The sequence below is a fragment of the Paraburkholderia sp. RL17-383-BIF-A genome (genome assembly GCF_046028015.1).
Classification (GTDB): Bacteria; Pseudomonadota; Gammaproteobacteria; order Burkholderiales; family Burkholderiaceae; genus Paraburkholderia.
The window spans coordinates 181,701-204,105 of record NZ_JARESR010000001.1 but is presented as its reverse complement, the minus strand read 5'-3'; the positions used below and the strand labels follow the sequence as shown (position 1 = coordinate 204,105).

The following is a 22,405-nucleotide window of genomic DNA, read 5'->3' as shown; positions in this document are numbered from 1 at the left end:
GTCCGCGACTCAGCGCTTGCCCGGCGGCAAAAACTCCATCTGCTCTTCGACATACAGCGCGTAGATCAGCTTCAGCATCGCGCTGATGTCCTCCGATTCGTCGAGCATGCGCGTACTCATTATGATGGGCGAAACGAGGTTCGGGTCGTCCAGATTCATGTAGCTCACGTCATCGCGCTTCAGGCCATACACGCTGCTCGGCACGATCGCGACGCCTTCCCCGGCGGCCACGAGGCCGAGCGCAATCTGCAATTCACGCGTTTCGTACAGCCGATGCGGTTTGAGCGAGCGGTCATGGAACGCCGCGAGCACCTGATCCGCAAAGCTCGGGCGCGGCGCCTTCGGGAAAATGATCAGCGTCTCGCCGAGCAGGTCGTGCAGCGACAACTCGGGCTTCGACGCCGTGAGCGGATGACCCACCGGCAGCGCCACGATCATGCGCTCCTCGCGCAGCACGACCCGGCGCACGCTCGGATCCTCGTGACGAATACGGCCGAAGCCGACATCGATACGCCCTTCTTTGAGCGCCTTGATCTGATCCATGGTGGACAGTTCGTGGAGGCTCAACTCCACCGCGCTGTTTTCGTCGCGAAAGCGGCGGATGATTTTCGGCAGCATGCCGTACAGCGTCGAGCCGACGAAACCCACCGACAGGCTGCGCTCGATCTTGCCCACACGCTTTGTCATCGATTCCAGTTCGGCGGTTTGCGCGAGCAACTGCACCGCATGCGAATAAAAGAAGCGCCCGGTGTCGCTGAGATTGAGCGGACGTGAGCCGCGCTCGAACAGCAGCACGCCAAGCGACTCCTCCAGTTGCTGGATCTGCCGGCTGAGCGGTGGCTGCGCAATGTGCAGACGTTCGGCAGCGCGGGTGAAATTGCGCTCCTCGGCAACCGCAACGAAATAGCGCAAATGGCGCAATTCCATGACCATACCTTTTAGATATGAACCCGATACTAAAACGGTGTTGGACGCATTAAACGCACGCCAACTATCCTGCACTTACCCCTGAATTCCACACAGATTATACCTTTCAGGCATTGCATTGCATGACGGCAGCGACAGCGTTTCGCGGCGCCGTTCGACAAGCGGACTTCTGTCAGGAGACAACCATGATTCCGATTTACCCCGATCGCGCGCCGCGCCTTACCGGCATCGACGACTTTCTGGTCGAAGACGCGGAGCGCGGCGACTATCGCCTGCATCGCAGCGCCTTCACGGACCCGGCCCTGTTCGAACTCGAAATGCGGCACATCTTCGAGGGCAACTGGATCTATCTGGCGCACGAAAGCCAGATCCCGAACAACAACGACTACTACACGACCCACATGGGACGCCAGCCGGTCGTGATCGCCCGCAACCGGCAAGGTGAGTTGAATGCCTTCATCAATGCGTGCACGCATCGCGGCGCGATGCTGTGCCGCCACAAGCGCGGTAACAAAGCCACCTACACCTGCCCGTTCCATGGCTGGACTTTCAACAATAGCGGCAAGCTTCTGAAGGTCAAAGATCCGGAAGATGCCGGTTATCCCGACTGCTTCAACAAGGAAGGCTCGCACGACCTGAAGAAGATCGCGCGCTTCCAGAGCTATCGTGGCTTTCTGTTCGGCAGCCTGAATGCCGACGTGCTGCCGCTGGAAGCGTTTCTCGGCGAGGCCGCGCGCATCATCGACATGATCGTCGATCAGTCGGAAGACGGGCTCGAAGTGCTGCGCGGCGCATCGACCTATACGTATGAAGGTAACTGGAAACTGCAAACCGAAAACGGCGCCGACGGCTATCACGTCTCGGCGGTTCACTGGAACTATGCGGCGACGACCAACCACCGTAAGGAAGAAAACGCACGGGTCGATCAGGTCCGCGCGATGGACGCGGGCAACTGGGGCCGGCAAGGCGGCGGCTTCTATGCGTTCGAACACGGGCACATGTTGCTGTGGTCGCGTTGGGCCAATCCGGAAGACCGTCCGAATTTCAGCCAGCGTGACGCATTTGCCGCGCGCTGCGGCAGCGAGACCGCCGACTGGATGATCCAGAACTCCCGCAACCTGTGCCTCTATCCGAACGTGTATCTGATGGACCAGTTCGGCTCGCAGATCCGCCTGCTGCGCCCCCTCTCCGTCGACAAGACCGAAGTGACGATCTACTGCATCGCGCCCAAAGGCGAATCGGCCGAAGCGCGTGCGCGCCGCATCCGGCAATACGAAGACTTCTTCAATGTGAGCGGCATGGCCACGCCCGACGATCTCGAAGAATTTCGCGCCTGTCAGCAAGGCTATGCCGGCAGCGCGCTCGAATGGAACGACATGTGCCGTGGCGCGCAACACTGGATCGAAGGTCCGGACGAAGCGGCGAGCCGCATCGGCCTCAAGCCGTTGATGAGCGGCGTTAAAACCGAGGACGAGGGACTCTACACCGTGCAGCATCGCTATTGGGTCGAGACGATGAAACAGGCGTTGAAGCCGACAACGGCGCCAGCCCGGTCAGCCGAAGGAGTCGACGCATGAAGCCGATCGTCATCACCGACCTCGAAGCGTTTCTCTACCGCGAAGCGCGCCTGCTCGACGACGAGCAATGGGACGACTGGCTCCAGTGCTACCACCCCGATGCGGTGTTCTGGATGCCTTCATGGGACGACGAGGACAAACTCGTCACCGATCCGCAAACCGAAATCTCGCTGATCTATTACCCCAATCGCCAGGGGCTCGAAGACCGTGTGTTCCGCATCAAGACCGAGCGATCGAGCGCGACGATGCCGGACACGCGCACCAGCCACAACATCAGCAACGTGGAACTGGAGAGCGAGCAGGACGGCGTGTGCACCGTGCGCTTCAACTGGCACACGCTGAGCCACCGCTACAAGACGAATTACAGCTACTTCGGCATGTCGCGCTACGTGATCGACTTTTCGGGCGATGAGCCGCGGATCCTGAACAAGTATGTCGTACTGAAGAACGACTACATCAATCAGGTTATCGACATTTACCACATCTGAACAGGTGGTTCGGGAGCAGCACATGGAACACAGCATTGCACTTCAATTCGAAGACGGCGTGACCCGCTTCATCACCTGCCGCGACAACGAAACGTTGTCGGACGCGGCGTATCGCCAGAAGGTCAACATTCCGCTGGACTGCCGCGACGGCGCATGCGGCACGTGCCGAGGCTTCTGCGAATCCGGCCAGTACGATCTGCCCGCGTCGAGTTATATCGAAGATGCGCTCACCGCGGACGAAGCCGCTCAAGGCTACGTGCTCGCCTGTCAGACGCGGCCGCGCTCGGACTGCGTGATTCGGGTGCCGGCTTCGTCGGCCGCGTGCAAGACCGGCGTGTCGAAGCATGCGGGCAAACTGGCGGCGATCGACAAACTCACCGACTCGACCATCCATTTTTCAATCGACGTAGACCAGCCGGAGCAATTGGGCTTTCTGCCCGGTCAATATGTGAACGTCGACATTCCGGGCAGCGACACCTTCCGCTCGTACTCGTTCAGTTCCGCTCCCGGCGCTACGCAGGCCGCTTTCGTGGTGCGCAACGTACCGGATGGCCGCATGAGCCGCTATCTGTGCGAGGAAGCACAAGCGGGACAGCGCATTACGTTTTCCGGTCCCTATGGCAGCTTCTATCTGCGCGAGCCGGTGCGTCCCGTGCTGTTTCTCGCCGGCGGCACCGGCATTGCGCCGTTTCTCTCGATGCTGCATGTGCTTGGCGCACGCGGCAGTACGCAACCGGTTCGCATGGTCTATGGCGTCACGCATGACAGGGACCTGGTAGGCACCGAGCAGCTCGATGCAGCACAACGCGCGATCGGGCAATTCGAATACCGCACGTGCGTGGCCGACGCCGCCAGCGATCACGCTCGCAAAGGTTATGTGACGGAGCATGTGGACCCCGCGTGGCTGAACGACGGCGATGTCGACGTCTATCTGTGCGGCCCGGTCGCAATGGTCGAGGCCGTGCAGACATGGCTGCGCGCCAGCGGCATCACGCCGGCGCATTTCTTCTACGAGAAATTCTCGGCAAGCAATCTCGCGTGATGACCATGACTTCGTCCAACCAACGCTTCAATGAAAAAGTCGTGATCGTCACCGGCGCGGCGCAAGGCATCGGCCGGGGCGTGGCGCTGCGCGCCGCCGCCGAAGGCGCTATCGTCGTGCTCGCCGACCGCGCGGAACTCGTGCACGAGGTGGAGGCGGAGATCGCCGCCCTCGGTAGTCCCACGCTCGCCGTGATCGCGGATCTGGAGACCTACGCCGGTGCGTGCAAGCTGATGCGAGCGGCGCTCGACGCCTTCGGCAAGATCGACGTGCTGGTCAACAACGTGGGCGGCACAATCTGGGCCAAACCATACGAAGAGTATGACGAAGCGCAGATCGAAGCCGAAGTGCGCCGCTCGCTCTTCCCCACTTTATGGAGTTGCCGCGCGGTGCTGCCCGCCATGATCGCGCAGCGGCGCGGGGCGATCGTGAACGTGTCGTCGATCGCGACGCGCAGTATCTACCGCGTGCCGTATGCGGCATCAAAGGGTGGCGTGAACGCGTTGACCGCCAGTCTCGCGTTTGAACATGCGGACGACGGCATCCGCGTGAACGCCGTCGCCACCGGCGGCACCGAGGCACCGCCGCGCAAGGTGCCGCGCAATACGGCGCCGCAGAGCGAGCAGGAGGCGCGCTGGTATCAGGGCATTGTCGATCAGACCATCGCGTCGAGTTTGATGCACCGTTACGGCACGATCGACGAACAGGTCGGCGCGATTCTGTTTCTCGCCTCGGACGAGGCGTCGTATATCACCGGCACCGTGTTGCCCGTGGGCGGCGGCGACCTCGGTTGATACGGGCTGGCTCAGAACAGGTGATGGATCCCGCTGAGGAACACCGTCTGCCGTCCGCCTGAAGCGGCGCCAATGCCGAGCGTATTGGCCACCGCGCCGCCGCTCGCGGTCTCGAACATCAGATCCGCGTAGAGCTGCGTGGTTTTCGACAGCGAATACACGTTGGCCAGCGTGAACTGCGTCCAGCGACGCCCATCGAGCGTCGCGGTCCATGCGCCGGCCGCGACTTCCTCGGCGGGCGTCAAACGCAGATTGGCGCCGCCGTCGATGCTCCAAAAGTGTTCACTGCCGCCGTTCGAGGCGATCCGCACATCGGTGGCGAGCGCGTGCAGCGTCACCCGCTCGAAACGGTACGACCCGCCAATGCCCATGTCACGCACCTGTTTCGCGTTGAAGGTTGCGCCGGGCGTAAGCGTCTGCCCTTCGAACGAGGTCAGGCCGAGTCCGTTCGAGAGCGGCAGCAAGCGGTCGCGATACTCGGAATACACGGCCACCAGCTTGAGCGGACCATTGCTATAGTTAGCGCCGAAGCTGATAGTTCGTCCGTTGGTATTGCTGGCCGTCGCGCCCGGAAATCCATACAGCGCGCCGAGCGTCAGGCCGCGATAGCTCGCGCTCTTCCATTTCACCGTGCTCGACAACTGCACGGGCAAGGTGCTGCCGAGTCCATCCAGATTGCCGGGGTGAAACGCGGAGAAGTCGCCGAGCACCTGCCCTGTCGAGAGCGACCCGAGCCAGTCGAAATTCCAGTCTGTCTGGCGGCCGAGGGTCACTGTGCCGAACATCGGATCGGCCAGGCCCACGTACGCCTGGCGGTTGAAGAACGTGCTGCTGCTCGCGGACGCGCCCGTCGTCGTGACGAAACCGCTTTCGAGCCTGAACACCACCGAACGGCCCGCGCCGATATCCTCGACGCCCTGAAAGCCGAAGCGGTCGGCCTGCAAGGTGCCCTGCTCCGCGATATAAGCCGGCGAGCCGTGCAGATTGCTCACGTAACCCAGACCTGCATCGAGACTGCCGTACAGCGTGACACTGCTCTGCGCGTAGGCCGTCGAGGAAACGACGAGCGCGAGCGAGCCCGCGACGAGCGTCGCGTGGAAAGCGATTTTGTTTTTCATGGCGTGTGGGTGAAGCGTTGGAAGGAAAACTGCGAGGGCCCGGAAGCCCGACATCAGGTGGTCTGGATGTTCTCCGCCGGTGCGAGGCGCCACGCGCCAAACACCAGATTGACAACGATGGCCGTGAGCGTGCCCGCCGCCATGCCGTTGCCCAGCACGATCTGCAACGGTCCGGGGAACGACGCGTAGACGTTCGGCACCAGCACCGGTATCAGCCCCACGACGAGCGCCGCCGCCAGCGTGTACTGATTGCCTCGCTCATGCAGGTCGACCTTGCCGAGCAGATTGATGCCCATCACACCGATCATCGCGAAGACAATCAGCGCGGTGCCGCCGACCACCGGCGCCGGAATCGCGTAGGCGAAACGCCCGAGCGGCGCGAACAGGGCGATCAGCATCAGCATGCCGCCCGCCGTTGCGGTGACGAAGCGCGAGCGCACGCCCGTGGTCTGCACGACGCCGATATTCTCCGCGCTGGTGATGATGAGCGACGTGCCCAGCAGCGAGCCGATCAATGACGCGAGCGCATCGCCGCGAATCGTGCGCGGCACGTCGCGCCGCATGTCGATCTTCCTGCCCGTGATTTCGCCGACGGCTACCGTCTGCCCCGTCGCCTCGGCCATCGAGATCACGCTGAAGATCAGCATGGGCAGCGCGGCCAGCACGTCGAAACGCGGCATGCCGAATGGCAGTAGCGTCGGCAGCGTGACGAGCGGGCCGCTCCACAGTCCGCCCGCGGGCATCTGCCCCGTCGCCCAGCCTGCGAATGTGCCGACGGCGAGGCCCAGCAGCACCGCGAGCCTGCCCACGGTGCCCTTGAACAGACGCGCCACCGCGAGCGTGGCCACGATCGTGACCAGTGCAAGGCCGAGCGACTGAGGCCGCGCGAAAGCCGGCGTGCCCGGCTGTCCGACAATGATGCCGGCGTAGATCTTGATGAGGCTCACCGACACGAGCAATAGCATCGTGCCCACCACCACGCGTGGAAAAAACCGCAGGCAGCGCGCGAATACCGGCAGCACGATCCAATAGAACAGACTGGTGAGAATCGCGGCGCCTGCCGCCGTACGCAAATCCGTTTGCGTCGCGATAACGGCGAACAGCATGGCGGGCGCGCCGCCCGGCACCATCACGAAGGGCAGCCGCGCACCGATCGGCCCGGCGCCGAGCGACTGCAGCAGCGTGCCCACGCCGCATACGAAAAAGGTCGCGCCGATCAGATGCACCGTCATGTCCGACGGCAGCGACACCATGCGCGACACGAGAAAAACCGCGGTGACCGGCGAGGCGGCCATGGACAGCACATGCTGCAGGCCGAACAGCACGAGTTGCCACGCGGGCAAGCGCGCGTCGACGCTATGAATGGCGGGTTCTGGATTCACGTTACCCTCGGAGTTCGAAGCGCAATGAAGCGCGGCAGTCATGCGCGCAGCCACGGCAATTGCTCGCGGCTGTAGCGGAAAGTCTGGAACACGCTGTTCAACTGGCCCGGACCGGTTTTACGCGCCGCTTCGTCCGGATACTCGCCGAACCACGGAATCACGTATTCCCACACCACTTCGCCTGCCGGCGTCACTTCGAACAGACGCCCGGTGGCCGACTCGGTGATATGCGTGTTGCCGTTCGCGAGGCGTTGGGCGTTGCCCATGAACGCGCTGTAGAACATGTTCACCATGTCGTCGGCATACGACCACACCACTTCGCGGCTCGACGGATCGATCTCCAGCACTCGTGAGAACGCCACGTGCGCACCGGTGCGGAAGTTACCGTTGTCGAAGGTGAGAATGTTGCCGTTGGCGAGCGCCACCGGGGCGTGCTGATGCGAGACCACGCTCGGCGGGATATGCGTCGTTACGCCGCCAGTCTCGCGATCGACGGCGATAATGCCCGACGTGGTGCGCAAACTCATCAGCACTTCGCCCCTGGCGTTCACGCCGAGCCCGTTCACGAGCGGCCAGTGATAGCGGCCAAAGCCCGGCGCAATCGGAAAGTCCTTGGGATTCAGGTGCTCCCAGGCCTTCCACTCCCACACCAGTTCACCCGCGCGATTCACTTCGCGGATCACGTCACCGTACATCACCTCTTCGGGTCCATGCGCCGTGCCGCCAGGCACGCGCTCCGCAAAAGCTGCCGGCACCGGCGCGCACGCGGCATACAGCAGATTGCCGTTCGGCAGCCACTGCGCGTCGTGGTGATGTGCGGGGTCCTGGTAGCGCCAGACCACTTCGCCTTGTGGCGTGACTTCATAGAAATCGCCGCCATGCCACATCGACCACGGTGCGTAGCGGTCTTCCGAATCCGCATGGCTGCCGTTGTAGCCGAGATTGCCGTTCGGGAGAATCACCGCATGTCGGCCGGGGCGCACCGGCATTCGCCATTCATGCACGACCTCGCCGCCGATATCGATGAGATATACGCGCCCGCCCGCCGTTTGCGGCGCGATCAGCGAATAGCCGCCTGCTGACAGTTCCGGGTCGTGAGCGATGAGACCGACGCCGCGGCGTCGCTGGGTGATTTGATCGACTGTGGTAGTCACGTTTCGCTCCGTTAAGATGATGGAGCAAAATCTAGGCTATTCGAGCTGTCAGGAAAATCTGATTGTTCTTTACAGGCCGTACGAGAAAACTATACGGTACATGCATGCGTCCAATATCACAGACATTCCGCTGTTTCGACGAGGTGGTCAGGCGAGGTTCGATTCGCAAGGCGGCCGAAGCGCTGCACCTGACGGCTGCCGCAGTGCACCAGCAGATTCTGAATCTGGAGGAACAGGTCGGCTCACCGCTCTTCGACCGCTTGCCGCGCGGCATGCAGCTCACCACGGCGGGCGAGATCATCATTGCCGCAGTGCGGCGCGGTCAGCGCGATTTCGACAACGCCATGACGCAAGTCGAAGATCTGCGCTCGCTGCGTCGCGGGCATGTGAATCTCGCGGTGTCGCCCTCGTCGGCCGAACAACTGGTGCCCGATGCGATCCAGGCCGCGATGAAGCGCTATCCGGGCGTGACCTATAGCGTGCGTTCGGGCAACGGCGAAAGCATCCTGAAGTGGGTGGAAACCGGCGAAGCGGACATCGGCTACGGCCTGCGCCGCAAACCGCCGCCCGGTGTGGTGGAAGTGCGCGCGTTCACGCAACATCTCGGTCTCGTCACGCCACCGGGGCATCCGCTCACGAAACTGCAGAAACGCCCACGCCTGCGCGAGTGCCTCGACTACCCGCTCATCCTGATGACGCCGGACACTGAGTTGCGCGCGATGGTGGATCAGATCGATCACCGCGAACGGCGCAAGGCGCGTCCGCTAGTGGAAACCAGCTCGGTATCCATGGTGCGCCGGCTCGTGGCGGACGGCGTCGGCATCGGTTTTCTGATCGCGGAGAACGTCGCCGAAGATGTCGCGCAGCGTAAGCTGGCGTGGACACCTCTCGCCGATGCGGGCGCACAATCGTCCAGCTGCCTGTATCAGCGCTCGGATCTGACCACCACGGTCGTGATGAGCATGTTCCTGCAGTTTCTCGGCCAGGCCATCGAGACGATCGAGGACCGCTTTCACACGGCAACGCAACCGGCTCGCAAGCGTGGTGCGCGCGTCATGTGAGCGCGCGGCCCACGGTAGCAAATCGTTCCGCGCACGCCTGACGCACGCGCTCGACCGGCATCGACCAGTCCTCGCCCGGCACGCGCCGGAACAGGCGCAGCGTGTGCGGATACCACGGGGAATCGCTGCGCTCGTGCATCCAGCGCCAGTCGATATCCTTTTCCGGCAACATCACCCAGCACGGTTTACCGAGCGACGCGGCCAGATGCACGGTGGAGGTGTCCACGCCGATCAACAGATCGAGTTGCGCGATGATCGCGGCGCTGTCGGCGAAATCGGTCACGAGCGATCCGAGGTCGAGGAGCGGCTGACCGGCGGGAGGATTCTTCGCCTCGTCTTCGCCCCGGCCTTTTTGCAGACTCACGAAGCTCACGCCCGGCACGCTCCAGAGCGGCGCCAGCATGGCGAGCGACGGGATCGACCGATTCGCGTCGTTATGATGGTTCGGATTGCCCTTCCACACCAGACCGATCCTGCGGCCGGGCGGCAGCGCATCCAGCATCGGCCGCCACCGTTCGACCAGCGACGGCTCGACCGTGAGACGCACGGCGCGCGGAATGGTAGCCACGCTCGTGCGCAGATGCAGCGGCGCGCTCAGCAGACTGGTCCAGCAATCGTAAGCGTTCGCGCGCGCGCGTGCGGTGTCGTGATCGAACACCGCATCCACACCATCGACGCAGGCCATCAGCCGGTGCAGCGCCGGCGCGCAGGCAAAGGCGATATGCGAGGCGCCCTGTGCTTTCAGCAAAGCAAAATAGCGGCTGAACTGGATCATGTCGCCGAGGCCGTCTTCCTGCCACACCAGCAAGGACTTGCCCGCGAGCGGGCCGCCTTGCCACTGCGGGCAGCCCAGCATCGACGCGCTCGCGTGATGAACGAAGGCGGGCTGCGCGTAGCGGCACTCGTACAGACGCCATCCCTCTTCGAAGCGGCCCATGCCGAGCAGCAGGACAGCCAGGCCGAACCGCGCATCGCCGTAATCGGCACGTATAGCGAGCGCGCGGCGATACGCGTTTTCGGCCTCGGGCAGTCGCGTGAGCTGGGCCAACGCCGCGCCGAGGTTGTAGTGCGCCTCCGCCAGCTGCGGACCCACGCTGAGCGCTCGCTCGAATGCCTCGACAGCCGCCGGCAGACGATCGAGCCGGCGAAGCACGCAACCCAGGTTGTTGTGCGCATGAGCGAGATCGGGCCGCAGGCGAATCGCCTCGCGATAAGCCGTTTCGGCCTCGAACAGCTGCTCCTGCCTCGCCAACGCCGCGCCGAGGTTGTAGTGCGCTTCGGCGTAGTCGGGGCGTTGAGCGATGGCTTCGCGGTAAGCGGCCGAGGCTTCGGGCAAGCGTTCAAGATCAGCGAGCACCGTGCCGAGATTCAGGTGGGCTTGCGCATAATCCGCACGAATGGCAAGTGCAAGGCGAAAAGCCAGTTCGGCTTCGGCGAGACGGAACGTGGCCTTCAGCACACCGCCGAGGTTGTTGAGCGCTTCCGGATAGTGCGGCCGGATTCTCAGTGCTTCGCGGTAGGCGTCGTCCGCTTCGGCGAGACGGCCCAGTTCCATCAGCACGCTGCCGAGGTTGTTGTGGAGTTCGGCGTGATCCGGCAGCCCAGGCAGCGCGTGGCGAAACGCCGCTTCCGCTTCGCGAAGGCGGCCCAGTTCGTGCAACACGATGCCGCGGTTATAGTGCGCTTCGGCGTAGTCGGGACGAAGCGCCAGCGCCTCGCGATAGGATGCCTCCGCCTCATCCCTGTAGCCGAGGCCATGGAGCACCGTGCCGAGATGATTGTGGGCGTCGGCGTGGCCTGGCCGCAACGCGACCAGTCGGCGGTACATCGCCTTGGCCGCGGACAAACGGCCTTGCGACTTGAGCAGCATGCCGAGTGTGCCGTACACCTCGGCATAACCGGGTTTGATGCGCAGACAGCGGCGCCACTGGTTTTCCGCATCCGCGGGGCGCTGCAAGGCAAACGAACACGCGCCGGCGATGTTCAATGCGTCGGCCCGCGCGTCGTCCGGCACGGCATCCGCTTCGAGCAGCGGCGTCACCATCGACAAAGCCTCGGCGAATCGTGCGGCCGAGAACAGCGCAACGGCCTGCCGGTTGATGTCGTCGAGCGGGGAAGCGAACTGCGTGTCGGTCATGAGTCGTGTCACCGGGATCGGCGGCGATCCGGCCGGAAAAGCGGGAGATGTACCACGCAGCTTAAGGGAATCGGCACACCTGTAACGCGGCGAAATGAACGGCTTTCGGGCTTTTAATCCCTCGCTATATCCAGGATCACACCTGGATCACGCGATAAAAGCGGGCGCGGCGATGTTAGAATCGCCCGCGTCTTTACGCCCATCACCATGACTCTACGCTCCCGCAACCGCATGACTGCCTGGCTTGGCCTGTTCGCCATGTGCCTCGTCGTGTTCGCGCCGCTCGTGAGTCAGATGCTGGTGTCCAGCCGCGCGCACGAACCCATCGCCGCGCTCTGTTCAACGCTCCAGCCACGCGATTTCAGCATGGCGAGCGCGGCGACCCAGGCCGCTCCGGCGCCGGTCCATTTGAGCCATGACGACGCGTTCGGCGCGTGCGGCTACTGTCATCTGCTCCAACACCATGTCGCCATGCCGGCGGTCGCCGTCGTCGCGCCGCCGCCCGCGCTCGCGCTTGCCGGCACCGCGCCGCCGAGCCTCTCCACCCGCTTCACGCCGCTCGGCGCATTTCCGTCCGGCCGTCCCAGAGCTCCGCCCGCCGTTTCCTGATCGCTGCCAGTCCTGATCGCGCATTCGCCGCACCCGTCGAGGGGGCGCGCGATCGCCTGTTCCATGCATCAAGGAAACGTTCATGTTCAACTTCGTCCTGCGAAGGCTGCCCTCTTGCGCCCGCCGCGGCGCGCGCGGCTTTTCTCCGCGCTTTTCGCGTGGCTTTTTGCGTGGCTTTTTGCCTGGCTTCTCGCTTCAATTGCTGCCCCAGTCGCTGTTCCCAGCCTGTTTGCCCGCTATCGTCCCAGCGGTCGTGCCGGCTCTGCTCGCCTCGCCCGCTCATGCGCAGAGCGCGAGCGCCGAAACCACGCTGCCCGCGGTCAGCGTCAGTGCGAATGCGCTCGCCGCGCCGCGCGTCGTCGATCCCAACCTGCCGGCCTCGGTCGAAACGGTCACCCCCGAGCAGTTCGGCAACTGGAACGTCGTCAATACGGAAGACGTTTTGAAGTACATGCCGAACCTCGCCGTGCGCAAGCGATTTATCGGCGATCTGAATTCGATCATCGCCGTGCGCGGCACCAGCAACACGCAAAGCGCGCGCGGTCTCGTCTACGCGGACGGTCTGCTGCTCAGCAATCTGCTCGGCAGCAGCTATTCGTTTCCACCGCGCTGGTCGATGGTGTTTCCCGACGAGATCCAGCAGGTCGACGTGATCTACGGGCCGTTTTCCGCGCTCTATCCGGGCAATTCACTCGGCGCGACCGTGCTGATCAGCACACGCATGCCGAAACAGTTCGAAGCGACCGCCGACGTCAAAGGCTTCACCCAGCACTTCAGCCTGTTCGGCGTGAATCAGAATTTCAACGGCAGCGAAGCAAGCGCGACGATCGGCGACCGCGTCGGCAAGTTCTCGTATCTGCTGGGTGTGAATCACCTGGAAAACACCAGCCAGCCGCTGCAATTCGCCACGCTGGCGAAATCCAGCACGCCCGCCAAAGCCGGCGACACGCCCGTCACCGGCGCGTACTTCTACAACAACCAGACCAATACGCCGACAGCGGTGCTCGGCGTGAACGGCGAAGGCATCGAACACACGGTGCAGGACCAGTTCAAGCTGAAGATGCAGTACGACTTCACGCCGACGCTGCAAGGCGGTTTCACGCTCGGCTACTGGCATCAGACCTATAACAGCCAGACATCGACCTTTCTGCGCGATGCGAACGGCAATCCGGTCTACAGCGGCAAAGTCGCGATCGACGGCTATGAATACACGATTCCCGCGTCCGCACTGGCTCCGAGTCTTGGTCATAGCGAGAACTGGCTGTACGGCGTGTCGCTGAAAACGCGCAATGCCACGGGCTGGAATGGCGAGGCAATCGCTTCGTACTACGACATCGGCAACAGCGTGGCGCGCACCGCGAATTCCGGCGCGCCGGGCAACGGTCCCGGCACCGTGATCTTCGGCGACGGCACCGGCTGGAAAACGCTCGATCTGCGCAGCACCTATACGCCCGCGACGAATCAGGCGGGGCTCGCGAATCACGCGCTGAGCTTCGGCTACCACTACGACAACTACTTTCTCGACAACGAGAGCTACAACACGTTGAACTGGCGCGACGGCGCGACTACGTCGTTCGCCAATGCGTTCGCCGGCAAGACCCAAACCCAGGCGCTCTACGTGCAGGACGCATGGCGCTTTCTGCCGCGCTGGAAGCTCGTCTACGGCGTGCGTCACGAAGACTGGCAGGCCTATGGCGGGTCGCAGTCGCTGGCCGGCACTACGCTCGCCTACAGCGACGTGAGCCAGCATCACTTCTCGCCGAAAGCCTCCTTGTCGTTCGACGTCACCGACGACCTGACCTTGCGTGCGTCCATTGGCCGCGCGTACCGCTTTCCGACAGTGAGCGAACTGTTCCAGGGAAAAATCAACGGCTCCACGATCGTCAATAACAATCCGAATCTGCAGCCCGAAGACGATCTCTCGAAAGAACTGACCGCCGAATGGGCGCACTGGAACGGCGTGTTCCGCCTCTCGCTGTTTCAGGACGACGTGAAGAACACGATCTTCAGCCAGACCGATACGACCGTGATTCCCAACGTCACCAACTTCCAGAACATCGGCAAAGTCCGTTCACGTGGCGTGGAAACGAGCTATTCGGGTGAGGACGTGCTGATGCGCGGCCTCGACCTGCTGGCGAGCGTGGCCTACACGCAGTCGAAGATTCTCGCCAACGCGCAGAACCCCGCCACGGTCGGCAAGTACTTCTACCGGATTCCGCTGTGGCGCGTGGATCTCGCCGCGACGTATCACTTCGACGAACGTGCGGCATTCACACTTGCCGCGCGCTATTCGGGGCGTCAGTACAACACGCTCACCAATACCGACACGAATCCGGACGTGTTCGGCGGCACCAGTTCGTACACGGTGGCCGATGCGAAATTCACCTACAAGCCGACGAAGCTGAGTGAAGTCGGCATCGGCGTCGACAACCTGTTCGACGCCCGCTACTTCGTCTATCACCCGTATCCCGGCCGCACCTTCTACGTGGAAGCGAAGCTGCGCATGTGAGCGCGCTGGACCCGCCGCACGCCAAGGCGTGCGGTTCGAACCGATCGATTTATTTTTTGCTCCAGGAGGATTCCATGTCCACCACCATCACCACCGAGCGGCCACGTGTCACGCCGGCGGCCGGCGCGGCCAACCCGGGCTACCGCACGCTCTGGCGCTGGCACTTTTATGCAGGCCTCTTCGTGATGCCGTTTCTGGTCGTGCTCGCGATCACCGGCACGCTGTATTGCTTCCAGCCACAAATCGAACCGTTGCTTTATCCGGAGCGTCTGGTCGTCGCACCGCAGGCCGTGCCCAGGCTGCCCGCGGAAGCGCTGCTTGCCAACGCGCGTTCGGCCATGCCGCCGAGCGCGGCCGCGGTGAGCGCCGTCGTCGCGAGCGACCCGCGGCGCAGCGCGGAATTCGTCTTCCGTCTCGCGGACGGCGCCAAACAGAGCGTCTATGTGAACCCCTACACCGGCGTGGTGCTGGGCACGTTGAGCGTCGAACAGCGCTTCATGCAAGTGGACCGCATGCTTCACCGCAAGCTGCTGCTCGGCAAACCCGGCGAGCTGCTCATGGAACTCGCCGCATGCTGGACGCTCGTGATGATCGGCACCGGCATCGCACTATGGTGGCCGCGTGAGAAAACCACGGCTCGCCAAGCGCTGTTGCCGCGTTTCGCTTTGAAAGGGCGCGCGCTGTGGAAGAACGTTCACGCCGTGATGGGCATCTGGCTCGCGCTCGGCGCACTGGCGTTCGTGTTGACGGGGCTGCCCTGGACGGGTTCGTGGGGCAAGCAATTCAAGGCGCTCGCGAGCGCGGCGAATCTCGGCGCGCCGCCGGGTTCCTGGGGTGGTCTGGCGTTGCATTCGACACTGCCCGGCGCGGTCGGCCTGCAAGCCGCCCAAGCGGAGACGCGTACGCAGAACGCGGCACATGACGAACATGCCGAGCATACCGGCCACACGGGCCACCACGGAGCCGCAGCCGACATGGACTCGATGCCCGGCATGGTGATGGACGACCTGCCTTTGCCGCTCACGCCCTGGGCCGTCGGCAACACGCCGGTGCCCAATTCCGTCTCCGCCGATGCTCGCCTGGACCATCCCCTGCCGCTTGGACGCGTGATCGCGCTTGCCGCATCGCTCGGTTTGACGGAGGGCTACAACATCGTGCTGCCGGCCGCCGTGACAGGCGTCTACACCATCTCATACTTTCCAGGCGACCCGAAAGACGAGCGCACGCTGTACATCGACCAATACAGCGGTGCGATCCTGAAGGACATTCGCTATAGCGATTACGGCGCGGTGTCGAAGGCGGTCTCGTACGGCACGTCGCTGCATATGGGCCGTTATTTCGGTCTCGCCAATCAACTGCTGTGCGCCGCCATTTCTCTCGGACTCGCGGCGATGGCCGTTACCGGGTGCGTGATGTGGTGGAAGCGCCGGCCGCAACGCCCGCTCGGCGCGCCCTCGCGCGAACGGGCCGCACCGCCCATGCGCGGCTGGAAAACCGGGCTCGTTCTGCTCGGCGTCGTCTTCCCGTTGATGGGCGCCACGCTGTTCGCCGTGTGGCTCGCGGATCGCGCGATATTCGGCCGTGCTGCGCGACACGTCCCCGCCGGCCAGACAGAGCGGGCGGGACAATGAGCCAGCGCCCGTGATACATCACTGGCGAGTCCGCGCCGAACACCGACGGCACAGCGAGCCGAACTTCCGGTCGAGCGCATTACCGTTACACAGTCCCGACATCGTGTCCGCGCTGTGCGGGGTCGCAATCGTGCCGGCGGTGTTGTTGCAGCCGCTCTGACGCCAGCAACGTGACCACCGAGGCGCCGATCACGTAATACGCGGGCGCCGCAAGCGACCCGGTCTCGCGGATCAGAACCGTCGCGAGCAACGGTGCAAATCCGCTGAACACCACCACCGCAACGTTATACGACAGCGCAATGCCGCTGAAACGGATCTGCACCGGAAAGTGATCGGCGAGGACCGACGCCCACGTACCGCTTGCCAGCGAAAACACCAGCGCTGCCAGCACGAAAAGCACGACGGGGTCGACCGTATGAGTGCTGAGCGCGACATAGAACGGATAGCTCAGCACGATCAGCAACAGCGCGGACAGGCGCAGCAGATGCCGGCGCGGAACTCTGTCGCCCAGCCAGCCCGCGAACAGCAGCCCGAACGAACTGACGACGAGGTACGCGTTCTGCGCGATGGCCGCCGTGCGCGGCGCATAGTGCAGTTGCTGAACCAGAAACGCCGGCATGTGCCCATACAGAATGCCATTCACGCCAGCCATCACCGCAATCGACATGACGCCGGCGAGCACGGCTCTGCTGTGATTGAGCAGCGTCTCACGAAACGGCTGCTTCGCGACGGCGCCTTGCATCTGCTCGAATTCGGGCGACTCGTCGAGATTGCGCCGCATCCAGTACGACACGATCCCGCACGCGCCGCCGAACAGAAACGCGATGCGCCAGCCGTATGCGGCGGCGTCGGCGCTGGAGAGAAACGTCTGCACGGCGAGATTCACCAGCGTCGCCAGCAACACACCCACGTTGACCGCGCAGATGATGATCCCCGCAGCCAGACCGGCGCGCTCGGGTGCGGCCTCCACGGCATACGTGATGGCGCCGGGCATCTCGCCGCCCACGCAAAAGCCTTGGAGCATGCGCAGCACGATGAGCAGGATCGACGCCGTGACACCCCAGCTCTGATAGTTGGGCAGCAGCCCCAGACAAATCGTGGCCGCCGTCACGACGACGATGGAGACGAGGAACACCGGCCGGCGCCCATAGCGATCGCCCCAGCTGCTCAGGACGATGCCGCCGAGCGGACGGATCACATAGCCGATCGCAAGAACGGAAAACGAGAACAGCAAACTGATCACCGACGACGCGTTGGGAAAGAACTGTGCGGCGATGTAATGCGCGAAAAACCCGTAGACGATGAAATCGTAAAACTCCAGCGAGCCGCCGAGACTCGCGATGAGGATCATCTTCCACTGCGCGCGGGAAATGCCGCGAGACGCGGCGCGCTGCGCCGCCCTGACTTCGTGTTGGGTTGCTTCCATTGACTCCTCCGATATGAGTGTCTGGCTTCTACTGGCCAGTACGAATGTGACTGCCGGCAACACCTTCACGCGTGTTCGGCCGGCAAACCCGTGAACGCGTGCGACAGCAATGCCTGCAACGACGCATCGTCATGGGCCACGCCGTGTATGTAGCGATCCGGCCGGATGAGCACGGCGCTCGCGCCGATCTCAGCGAGCCACGCGCCGAGCGCCGCGGAGCCATCGGCGACAAGCGCCATGTCCGTGAGCGCCGCGAGTTCGGCGAGGCCGGGCTGGTCATGCAGGATTTTCGGTAACGCCACGAGCGCAAAGCGGTAGCCGATGGCGTCATCGAGCAGGCGTCCATCGGACAGTCGCGGCTGCGCGGCGATGCTGCCTGCCTGCGGCTGAGCGGGGCCGAGATGCGCGCCCTCGCCCAGCAGCGGCTGCGGAGTCACGAAAGCGCGGATCGCCCGGCTCGTTTCGCCGGCAGCGGCATCGGGATCGGCAGGGTGCGAAGGCGTGGTCTGGATTACCGCGCCGAGTTGCACGGCGGTCTCGATGAACTCGCGCACATGCGGCGAGCGTTCCGATTCGTAGGTGTCGAGCAGCGTGTCGTCCGCTTCGCCACGAATCACCGCGGCGAGTTTCCACGCAAGGTTGCTCGCGTCGCGGATGCCGGCCGCCATGCCCTGCCCCATGAACGGCGGCGTCTGATGCGCAGCGTCGCCGGCGAGCAGCAGACGCTGGTTGCGCCAGCCCTTCGCCACCACCGAGTGAAACGTGTACACCGCTGAACGTTCGAGGGTGGCATCGGCCGGCGTCACCCAGCGAGCGAGCCTGTCCCACAGCCACTCGGGCGATGAAAGCTTCGACGTGTCGTCGCCTGGCATGACCATCAGTTCCCACCTGCGACGATTGTTCGGCCCGCGTGTATAGGTGCTCGGCCGCGTGGGGTCGCAATACTGGATCGAGTAGTCGCCGAGGTCGGGACGCGGCTTGTCGAGCAACACATCCACGACGACCCAGCGCTCGTGTGACTTGAGATCGTCGAGTTCGGTACCCATGAAGCGCCGGACGATGGAGCGCGCGCCATCGCAGCCCACCACGTAGCGCGCGGTGGCTCGTCCGAGCTTGCCCGTGCGGGTGTCTTCGAAGCGAAGCGCAACGCCGTGGGCGGTCTGATCGAGCGCGAAGGCTTCGTGCCGCAGGCGCACGTCGATGGTCGGCTGTTTCGCGAGCTGCGCACGCAGAGCGCGTTCGAGATCGGGCTGATGGAACTTGTAGCTCGCGCACCAGCCGAGCGGACCTACGCCGGTAGGCCGCTGCCAGTCGATCAGCAAGCGGCCGGCCGCGTCGACGAACTTCATGCCGGGTCCGACGAACAGGTTTGGCAGCAAGGTATCGGTGAGACCGATCGTCTGGAATACACGCATGCATTCCGCGTCGAAGTGCACGGCACGCGGCAGCGCGAAAATGTCCTGGTCCCGTTCGAGCACCAGCACGCGCAGACCGTCGAGCGCGAGCAGGTTGGCGAGCGTGGCGCCGCTCGGGCCCAGGCCGATCACGGCGACGTCGTAGTCGCAGGCGTCGGGGTTGGGGATTGGCTGTGACATGGTTTTTTGCCTTCAATGATGGGCCGGCGCGGCGAACCCGCGAGCGCGCCGGCCGAACGCGCTCAGGCCTCGTCGGCGATCGGGTTGGACAGAATGCCGACGCGGTCCACTTCGACCTCCACCACGTCGCCCGCTTTCATGAAGAGCGGCGGATTGCGCTTCGCGCCCACGCCGCCCGGCGTGCCGGTCACGATCACGTCGCCGGGTGCGAGTGGCGTGAAGGTCGACAGATAGGCGATCTGTCTGGCGATGCCGTGAATCAGCATGTCGGTCGTGGCGCGTTGCACTTCCTGTCCGTTCAGGCGCGTGCTCAGGGTCATCGTGGCGTTGGGTTCGATCTCGTCGCTCGTCACCATCCACGGACCGAATGCGCCGGTGCGGTAGAAGTTCTTGCCCGGTCCCCACTGCCCGGTGTGGCGCTGCCAGTCGCGGATCGATCCGTCGTTGTAGCAGGCGTAGCCCGCTATGTGCTCCCACGCGTTCTGCTCGGCAATGCGCCGCCCGCCTTTCCCGACAATCACGGCAATCTCGCCTTCGTAGTCGAACTGCGTCGACTCGGGCGGCCGCAGCATCGGCTGGCCGGCGCCGACCTGCGAGGCCGGCACGCGCATGAAGATCACCGGGTTCTCGGTCGTCTCGCGGTTGGTCTCTTTCACGTGCTCCGCATAGTTGAGGCCCACACAGAAGATCTGGGCGGGGTTCGGGATGACCGGCAGGAGCGTCACCTCGTTCAACGGATAGTCGCTCGCGCCGCTTGTCGCGAGGCGGCGGGCTTCGTCGAACGCATCGGCGGCGATCAGGGCCTTGAGATCTGCAAAGCGTCCGTTCAGGCGCTTGCCGAGATCGATCACCGATTGATCCCGGACGATGCCGAAGGACGGTCCTTCATGGGTGGAAAAGCTGACGAGTTTCATGTTGCTCCATGGATAAAAAGAAGCGATCGCTTCGAAAAATTTGGCCTTGTTTTGATGTTTTTATCGTAATTTGAGAATACACTGATAAAAACACGATCCACAAGATACTTTTTATCAGGGTTTATCACTACCAAGGAGGAAGACATGACATCGACCACGACCAGGCGCCCCGGCCTGTCGCTCAGCCACATGGGCTTTTACGTGAGCGACATGGTGCGGGTCGAAGACTTCTACACACGCGTGCTGGAGTTCACCGTGACCGACCGCGGCAGTCTGTCGACGCCGCGTGGCGACGTACGGCTGGTGTTCCTGAGCCGGGATCCGGCCGTGCATCATCAGATCGTGCTGGCGAGCGGCAGGCCCGAGCACCTCGCGTTCAATCCGATCAACCAGATTTCATTCGAGGCGGACAGCCTGGCGTCGCTGAAGCGCTTCTACCGGCGCTTTATCGAAGAAGACGCGAAGGAGATCACGCCGGTCACGCACGGCAACGCGATCTCGTTCTATGCGCGCGATCCGGAGGGAAACCGGCTGGAGTTGTTTATCGACACGCCGTGGTACGTGGATCAGCCGATGCGCGTGGCCGTGGATTTCTCACTGCCCGATGCGCAACTGATGGCATCGGTGGAACGGCATGCGCGCGGGTTGCCGGGCTTTCGCCCGCGCGCGGAGTGGGAAGCGGAGATGGCAAAGCGAATGGGCATCGCCTGATGCGTGGCGATGCCGTTGCGTGAAGCGACGTGGCGATGGATCAGCCGGCGTGGCGGTGCGTGGCGGAGTGCCGGCGTGGCGCGGCATGAGTCGGCACGGCAGCGTGGCGCTGCCGGCGTAGAGACCGACACATCGCCGGCAACGCGCTCAGCCGGAAATCACCGCGCGCGTGCGCTGCGACGTGCGGGCGGCGGCTTCGCGAATCAATTCGACAAGCCGGTCCAGGTTGACGAATTCGAGCCGCGGCGTGGGCACGATCAGCGCGAGCGAGCCGACGGCTTCGCCCTGATCGTCGGTGAAAAGCGGCGCGGCGATAGCCGAGACGCCTGCTTCGAGTTCGCCCTTCGACAGATAGAAACCTGCCCGGCGAATCTTGTGCAAGGCGGAACGAAAGTCTTCGAAGCTCGGGCCCAGCCCGCTGGTTGCGATGTCTGTGGCGTGCCGCTCGAACAGCAGCGCGAGCTTCGCCTTCGGGAAGGTCGAGAGAATGGCCTTCGGCGCGGCGCCGAGAAACAACGGCCGGGGACGCCCGCGCCCATAGCGCAGATCGAGCTTCGAATCGAGGCTCTCGCGGTGCGTATCCACCAGTTCGTCGCCGTACCAGCGCGACATCACCACGTCGAAGCCCGAATGCTCGCTCAGTTCGCGCATGATGGGTTGCCCCACCTTCAGCAGCGGATCGGACATGCGCAGGTTGTAGTCGAGCTTGATGATGCGCGGACCGAGTCCATATTCGCCCCCGGAGAAGCGCACCAGCATGCCCGACTCGACCAGTTCACGCACATAGCGATAGGCGGTGGGAATCGAGCAGTCGAGCTCGGCAGCCACCTCTTCCGCGGAGAGAAAGGGCCGCCCTTCGGAAAAGAGTTCGAGTATGGAGAGAAGCTTGGCGATGCTCGACATCGAAGAGAGGGCTTTCCGGGTGAGGTGGCGAAATTATAGCCTTCAGCCTGCCGCGACGACGTCGATACGCAGCGCTTCACCGCCCGCCGCGATAGCGAGCAGGATGTCGACGTTCGGGTGCGCACCCGGACGATTGCGCGCGTCGGCGGTGTGCTCGGCGAACACCACGAGGCCGTGTTCGGCGGCCTTGGCGTCGAGCGTGCCGAACGTCTGCTGCAGATAGTTGTACACCGCGAGCGAGCCCTGCTTGCCGGGCTTGTTCTCGATACTGGCCACCACGGCGCCCTTGCCGTCGACCAGGTCGATACGCGCGATGCCCTCGATGCCGGGCATCTGCGCGAGGTTGTCCTTGAATACGTTGCTCGGTTGGATCATTGAAAACACTCCTTCTGTTCGGAAAAATGCGGCGCGGGCCGTATCTTATCCG

19 protein-coding genes are annotated in these 22,405 nt (G+C 63.7%); 9 read left to right on the top strand and 10 right to left on the bottom strand.

The window, feature by feature from the left end; translation table 11 throughout:
• Window positions 1-9: 9 nt before the first annotated feature.
• A complete protein-coding gene (locus P0D71_RS01070; protein ID WP_091809210.1) occupies window positions 10-927 on the bottom strand; it encodes a LysR family transcriptional regulator in 918 nt (305 codons plus the stop codon).
• Window positions 928-1,112: 185 nt separating this feature from the next.
• On the opposite strand from P0D71_RS01070, the gene benA reads away from it, so the two are divergent.
• From benA to P0D71_RS01050, 4 genes are read left to right on the top strand one after another with little or no spacing between them, the layout of a single operon-like run.
• Window positions 1,113-2,504 (top strand): benzoate 1,2-dioxygenase large subunit, encoded by a 1,392-nt coding sequence (benA, locus tag P0D71_RS01065; RefSeq protein WP_408478884.1) that lies wholly within the window; start codon window positions 1,113-1,115, stop codon window positions 2,502-2,504.
• Window positions 2,501-2,992, top strand: a complete 492-nt coding sequence (benB, locus tag P0D71_RS01060) for a benzoate 1,2-dioxygenase small subunit (RefSeq protein WP_091807474.1) — start codon at window positions 2,501-2,503, stop codon at window positions 2,990-2,992. The genes benA and benB overlap by 4 nt, the downstream gene beginning before the upstream one ends.
• A 22-nt stretch (window positions 2,993-3,014) precedes the next feature.
• Entirely contained in the window at window positions 3,015-4,034 is a 1,020-nt protein-coding gene (benC, locus tag P0D71_RS01055) for a benzoate 1,2-dioxygenase electron transfer component BenC (RefSeq protein WP_408182692.1), read from the top strand.
• A 5-nt stretch (window positions 4,035-4,039) separates the two neighbouring features.
• Window positions 4,040-4,828, top strand: a complete 789-nt coding sequence (locus tag P0D71_RS01050; RefSeq protein WP_091809208.1) for a 1,6-dihydroxycyclohexa-2,4-diene-1-carboxylate dehydrogenase — start codon at window positions 4,040-4,042, stop codon at window positions 4,826-4,828.
• Window positions 4,829-4,839: 11 nt separating this feature from the next.
• Here P0D71_RS01050 and P0D71_RS01045 read toward each other — a convergent pair whose 3' ends face one another.
• Genes P0D71_RS01045 through P0D71_RS01035 form a run of 3 tightly spaced genes read right to left on the bottom strand, consistent with a single transcriptional unit; the run spans window position 4,840 to window position 8,482 of the window.
• The gene (locus P0D71_RS01045; RefSeq protein WP_408342639.1) at window positions 4,840-5,946 is read right to left on the bottom strand and encodes a porin; all 1,107 of its coding nucleotides are present in this window, start codon (window positions 5,944-5,946) and stop codon (window positions 4,840-4,842) included.
• A gap of 53 nt (window positions 5,947-5,999) precedes the next feature.
• Window positions 6,000-7,328: a uracil-xanthine permease family protein gene (locus tag P0D71_RS01040; protein ID WP_408478881.1), complete on the bottom strand. Its 1,329-nt coding sequence runs from the start codon at window positions 7,326-7,328 to the stop codon at window positions 6,000-6,002.
• A gap of 38 nt (window positions 7,329-7,366) precedes the next feature.
• Window positions 7,367-8,482, bottom strand: a complete 1,116-nt coding sequence (locus P0D71_RS01035; RefSeq protein ID WP_408478879.1) for an aryl-sulfate sulfotransferase — start codon at window positions 8,480-8,482, stop codon at window positions 7,367-7,369.
• A 104-nt stretch (window positions 8,483-8,586) separates the two neighbouring features.
• On the opposite strand from P0D71_RS01035, the gene P0D71_RS01030 reads away from it, so the two are divergent.
• Window positions 8,587-9,543 carry a LysR family transcriptional regulator gene (locus P0D71_RS01030; protein WP_408478877.1) on the top strand — a complete coding sequence of 319 codons (957 nt, stop codon included), beginning with the start codon at window positions 8,587-8,589 and terminating at the stop codon, window positions 9,541-9,543.
• Here the strand turns inward: P0D71_RS01030 and P0D71_RS01025 are convergent.
• A complete protein-coding gene (locus P0D71_RS01025) occupies window positions 9,536-11,680 on the bottom strand; it encodes a tetratricopeptide repeat protein (protein WP_408478875.1) in 2,145 nt (714 codons plus the stop codon). The two genes, P0D71_RS01030 and P0D71_RS01025, sit on opposite strands and share 8 nt — an antisense overlap.
• 207 nt (window positions 11,681-11,887) lie before the next feature.
• On the opposite strand from P0D71_RS01025, the gene P0D71_RS01020 reads away from it, so the two are divergent.
• The 3 genes from P0D71_RS01020 (at window position 11,888) to P0D71_RS01010 (ending at window position 16,429) form a co-directional block, all read left to right on the top strand.
• The gene (locus P0D71_RS01020) at window positions 11,888-12,289 is read left to right on the top strand and encodes a DUF2946 domain-containing protein (RefSeq protein ID WP_408182706.1); all 402 of its coding nucleotides are present in this window, start codon (window positions 11,888-11,890) and stop codon (window positions 12,287-12,289) included.
• An 82-nt stretch (window positions 12,290-12,371) separates the two neighbouring features.
• Window positions 12,372-14,798: a TonB-dependent receptor domain-containing protein gene (locus P0D71_RS01015; RefSeq protein ID WP_408478873.1), complete on the top strand. Its 2,427-nt coding sequence runs from the start codon at window positions 12,372-12,374 to the stop codon at window positions 14,796-14,798.
• A 74-nt stretch (window positions 14,799-14,872) separates the two neighbouring features.
• On the top strand, window positions 14,873-16,429 hold the full coding sequence (locus P0D71_RS01010; protein ID WP_408478871.1) for a PepSY-associated TM helix domain-containing protein: 1,557 nt from the start codon (window positions 14,873-14,875) through the stop codon (window positions 16,427-16,429).
• A gap of 85 nt (window positions 16,430-16,514) precedes the next feature.
• Here P0D71_RS01010 and P0D71_RS01005 read toward each other — a convergent pair whose 3' ends face one another.
• From P0D71_RS01005 to P0D71_RS00995, 3 genes are all read right to left on the bottom strand, one after another.
• Window positions 16,515-17,855 carry an MFS transporter gene (locus P0D71_RS01005; RefSeq protein WP_408478869.1) on the bottom strand — a complete coding sequence of 447 codons (1,341 nt, stop codon included), beginning with the start codon at window positions 17,853-17,855 and terminating at the stop codon, window positions 16,515-16,517.
• Window positions 17,856-17,920: 65 nt separating this feature from the next.
• The gene (mhpA, locus tag P0D71_RS01000) at window positions 17,921-19,450 is read right to left on the bottom strand and encodes a bifunctional 3-(3-hydroxy-phenyl)propionate/3-hydroxycinnamic acid hydroxylase MhpA (protein ID WP_408478868.1); all 1,530 of its coding nucleotides are present in this window, start codon (window positions 19,448-19,450) and stop codon (window positions 17,921-17,923) included.
• A gap of 62 nt (window positions 19,451-19,512) precedes the next feature.
• Window positions 19,513-20,364, bottom strand: a complete 852-nt coding sequence (locus P0D71_RS00995; RefSeq protein ID WP_408478866.1) for a fumarylacetoacetate hydrolase family protein — start codon at window positions 20,362-20,364, stop codon at window positions 19,513-19,515.
• Window positions 20,365-20,508: 144 nt separating this feature from the next.
• Between P0D71_RS00995 and P0D71_RS00990 the strand changes: the two genes are divergently transcribed.
• Window positions 20,509-21,075 (top strand): VOC family protein, encoded by a 567-nt coding sequence (locus tag P0D71_RS00990; RefSeq protein WP_408478864.1) that lies wholly within the window; start codon window positions 20,509-20,511, stop codon window positions 21,073-21,075.
• A gap of 147 nt (window positions 21,076-21,222) precedes the next feature.
• Here P0D71_RS00990 and P0D71_RS00985 read toward each other — a convergent pair whose 3' ends face one another.
• Both P0D71_RS00985 and P0D71_RS00980 read right to left on the bottom strand, forming a co-directional pair.
• A complete protein-coding gene (locus tag P0D71_RS00985) occupies window positions 21,223-21,978 on the bottom strand; it encodes an IclR family transcriptional regulator (protein WP_091807423.1) in 756 nt (251 codons plus the stop codon).
• 42 nt (window positions 21,979-22,020) lie between these two features.
• Window positions 22,021-22,353: a DUF2322 family protein gene (locus P0D71_RS00980; protein ID WP_408182723.1), complete on the bottom strand. Its 333-nt coding sequence runs from the start codon at window positions 22,351-22,353 to the stop codon at window positions 22,021-22,023.
• Window positions 22,354-22,405 lie beyond the last annotated feature (52 nt).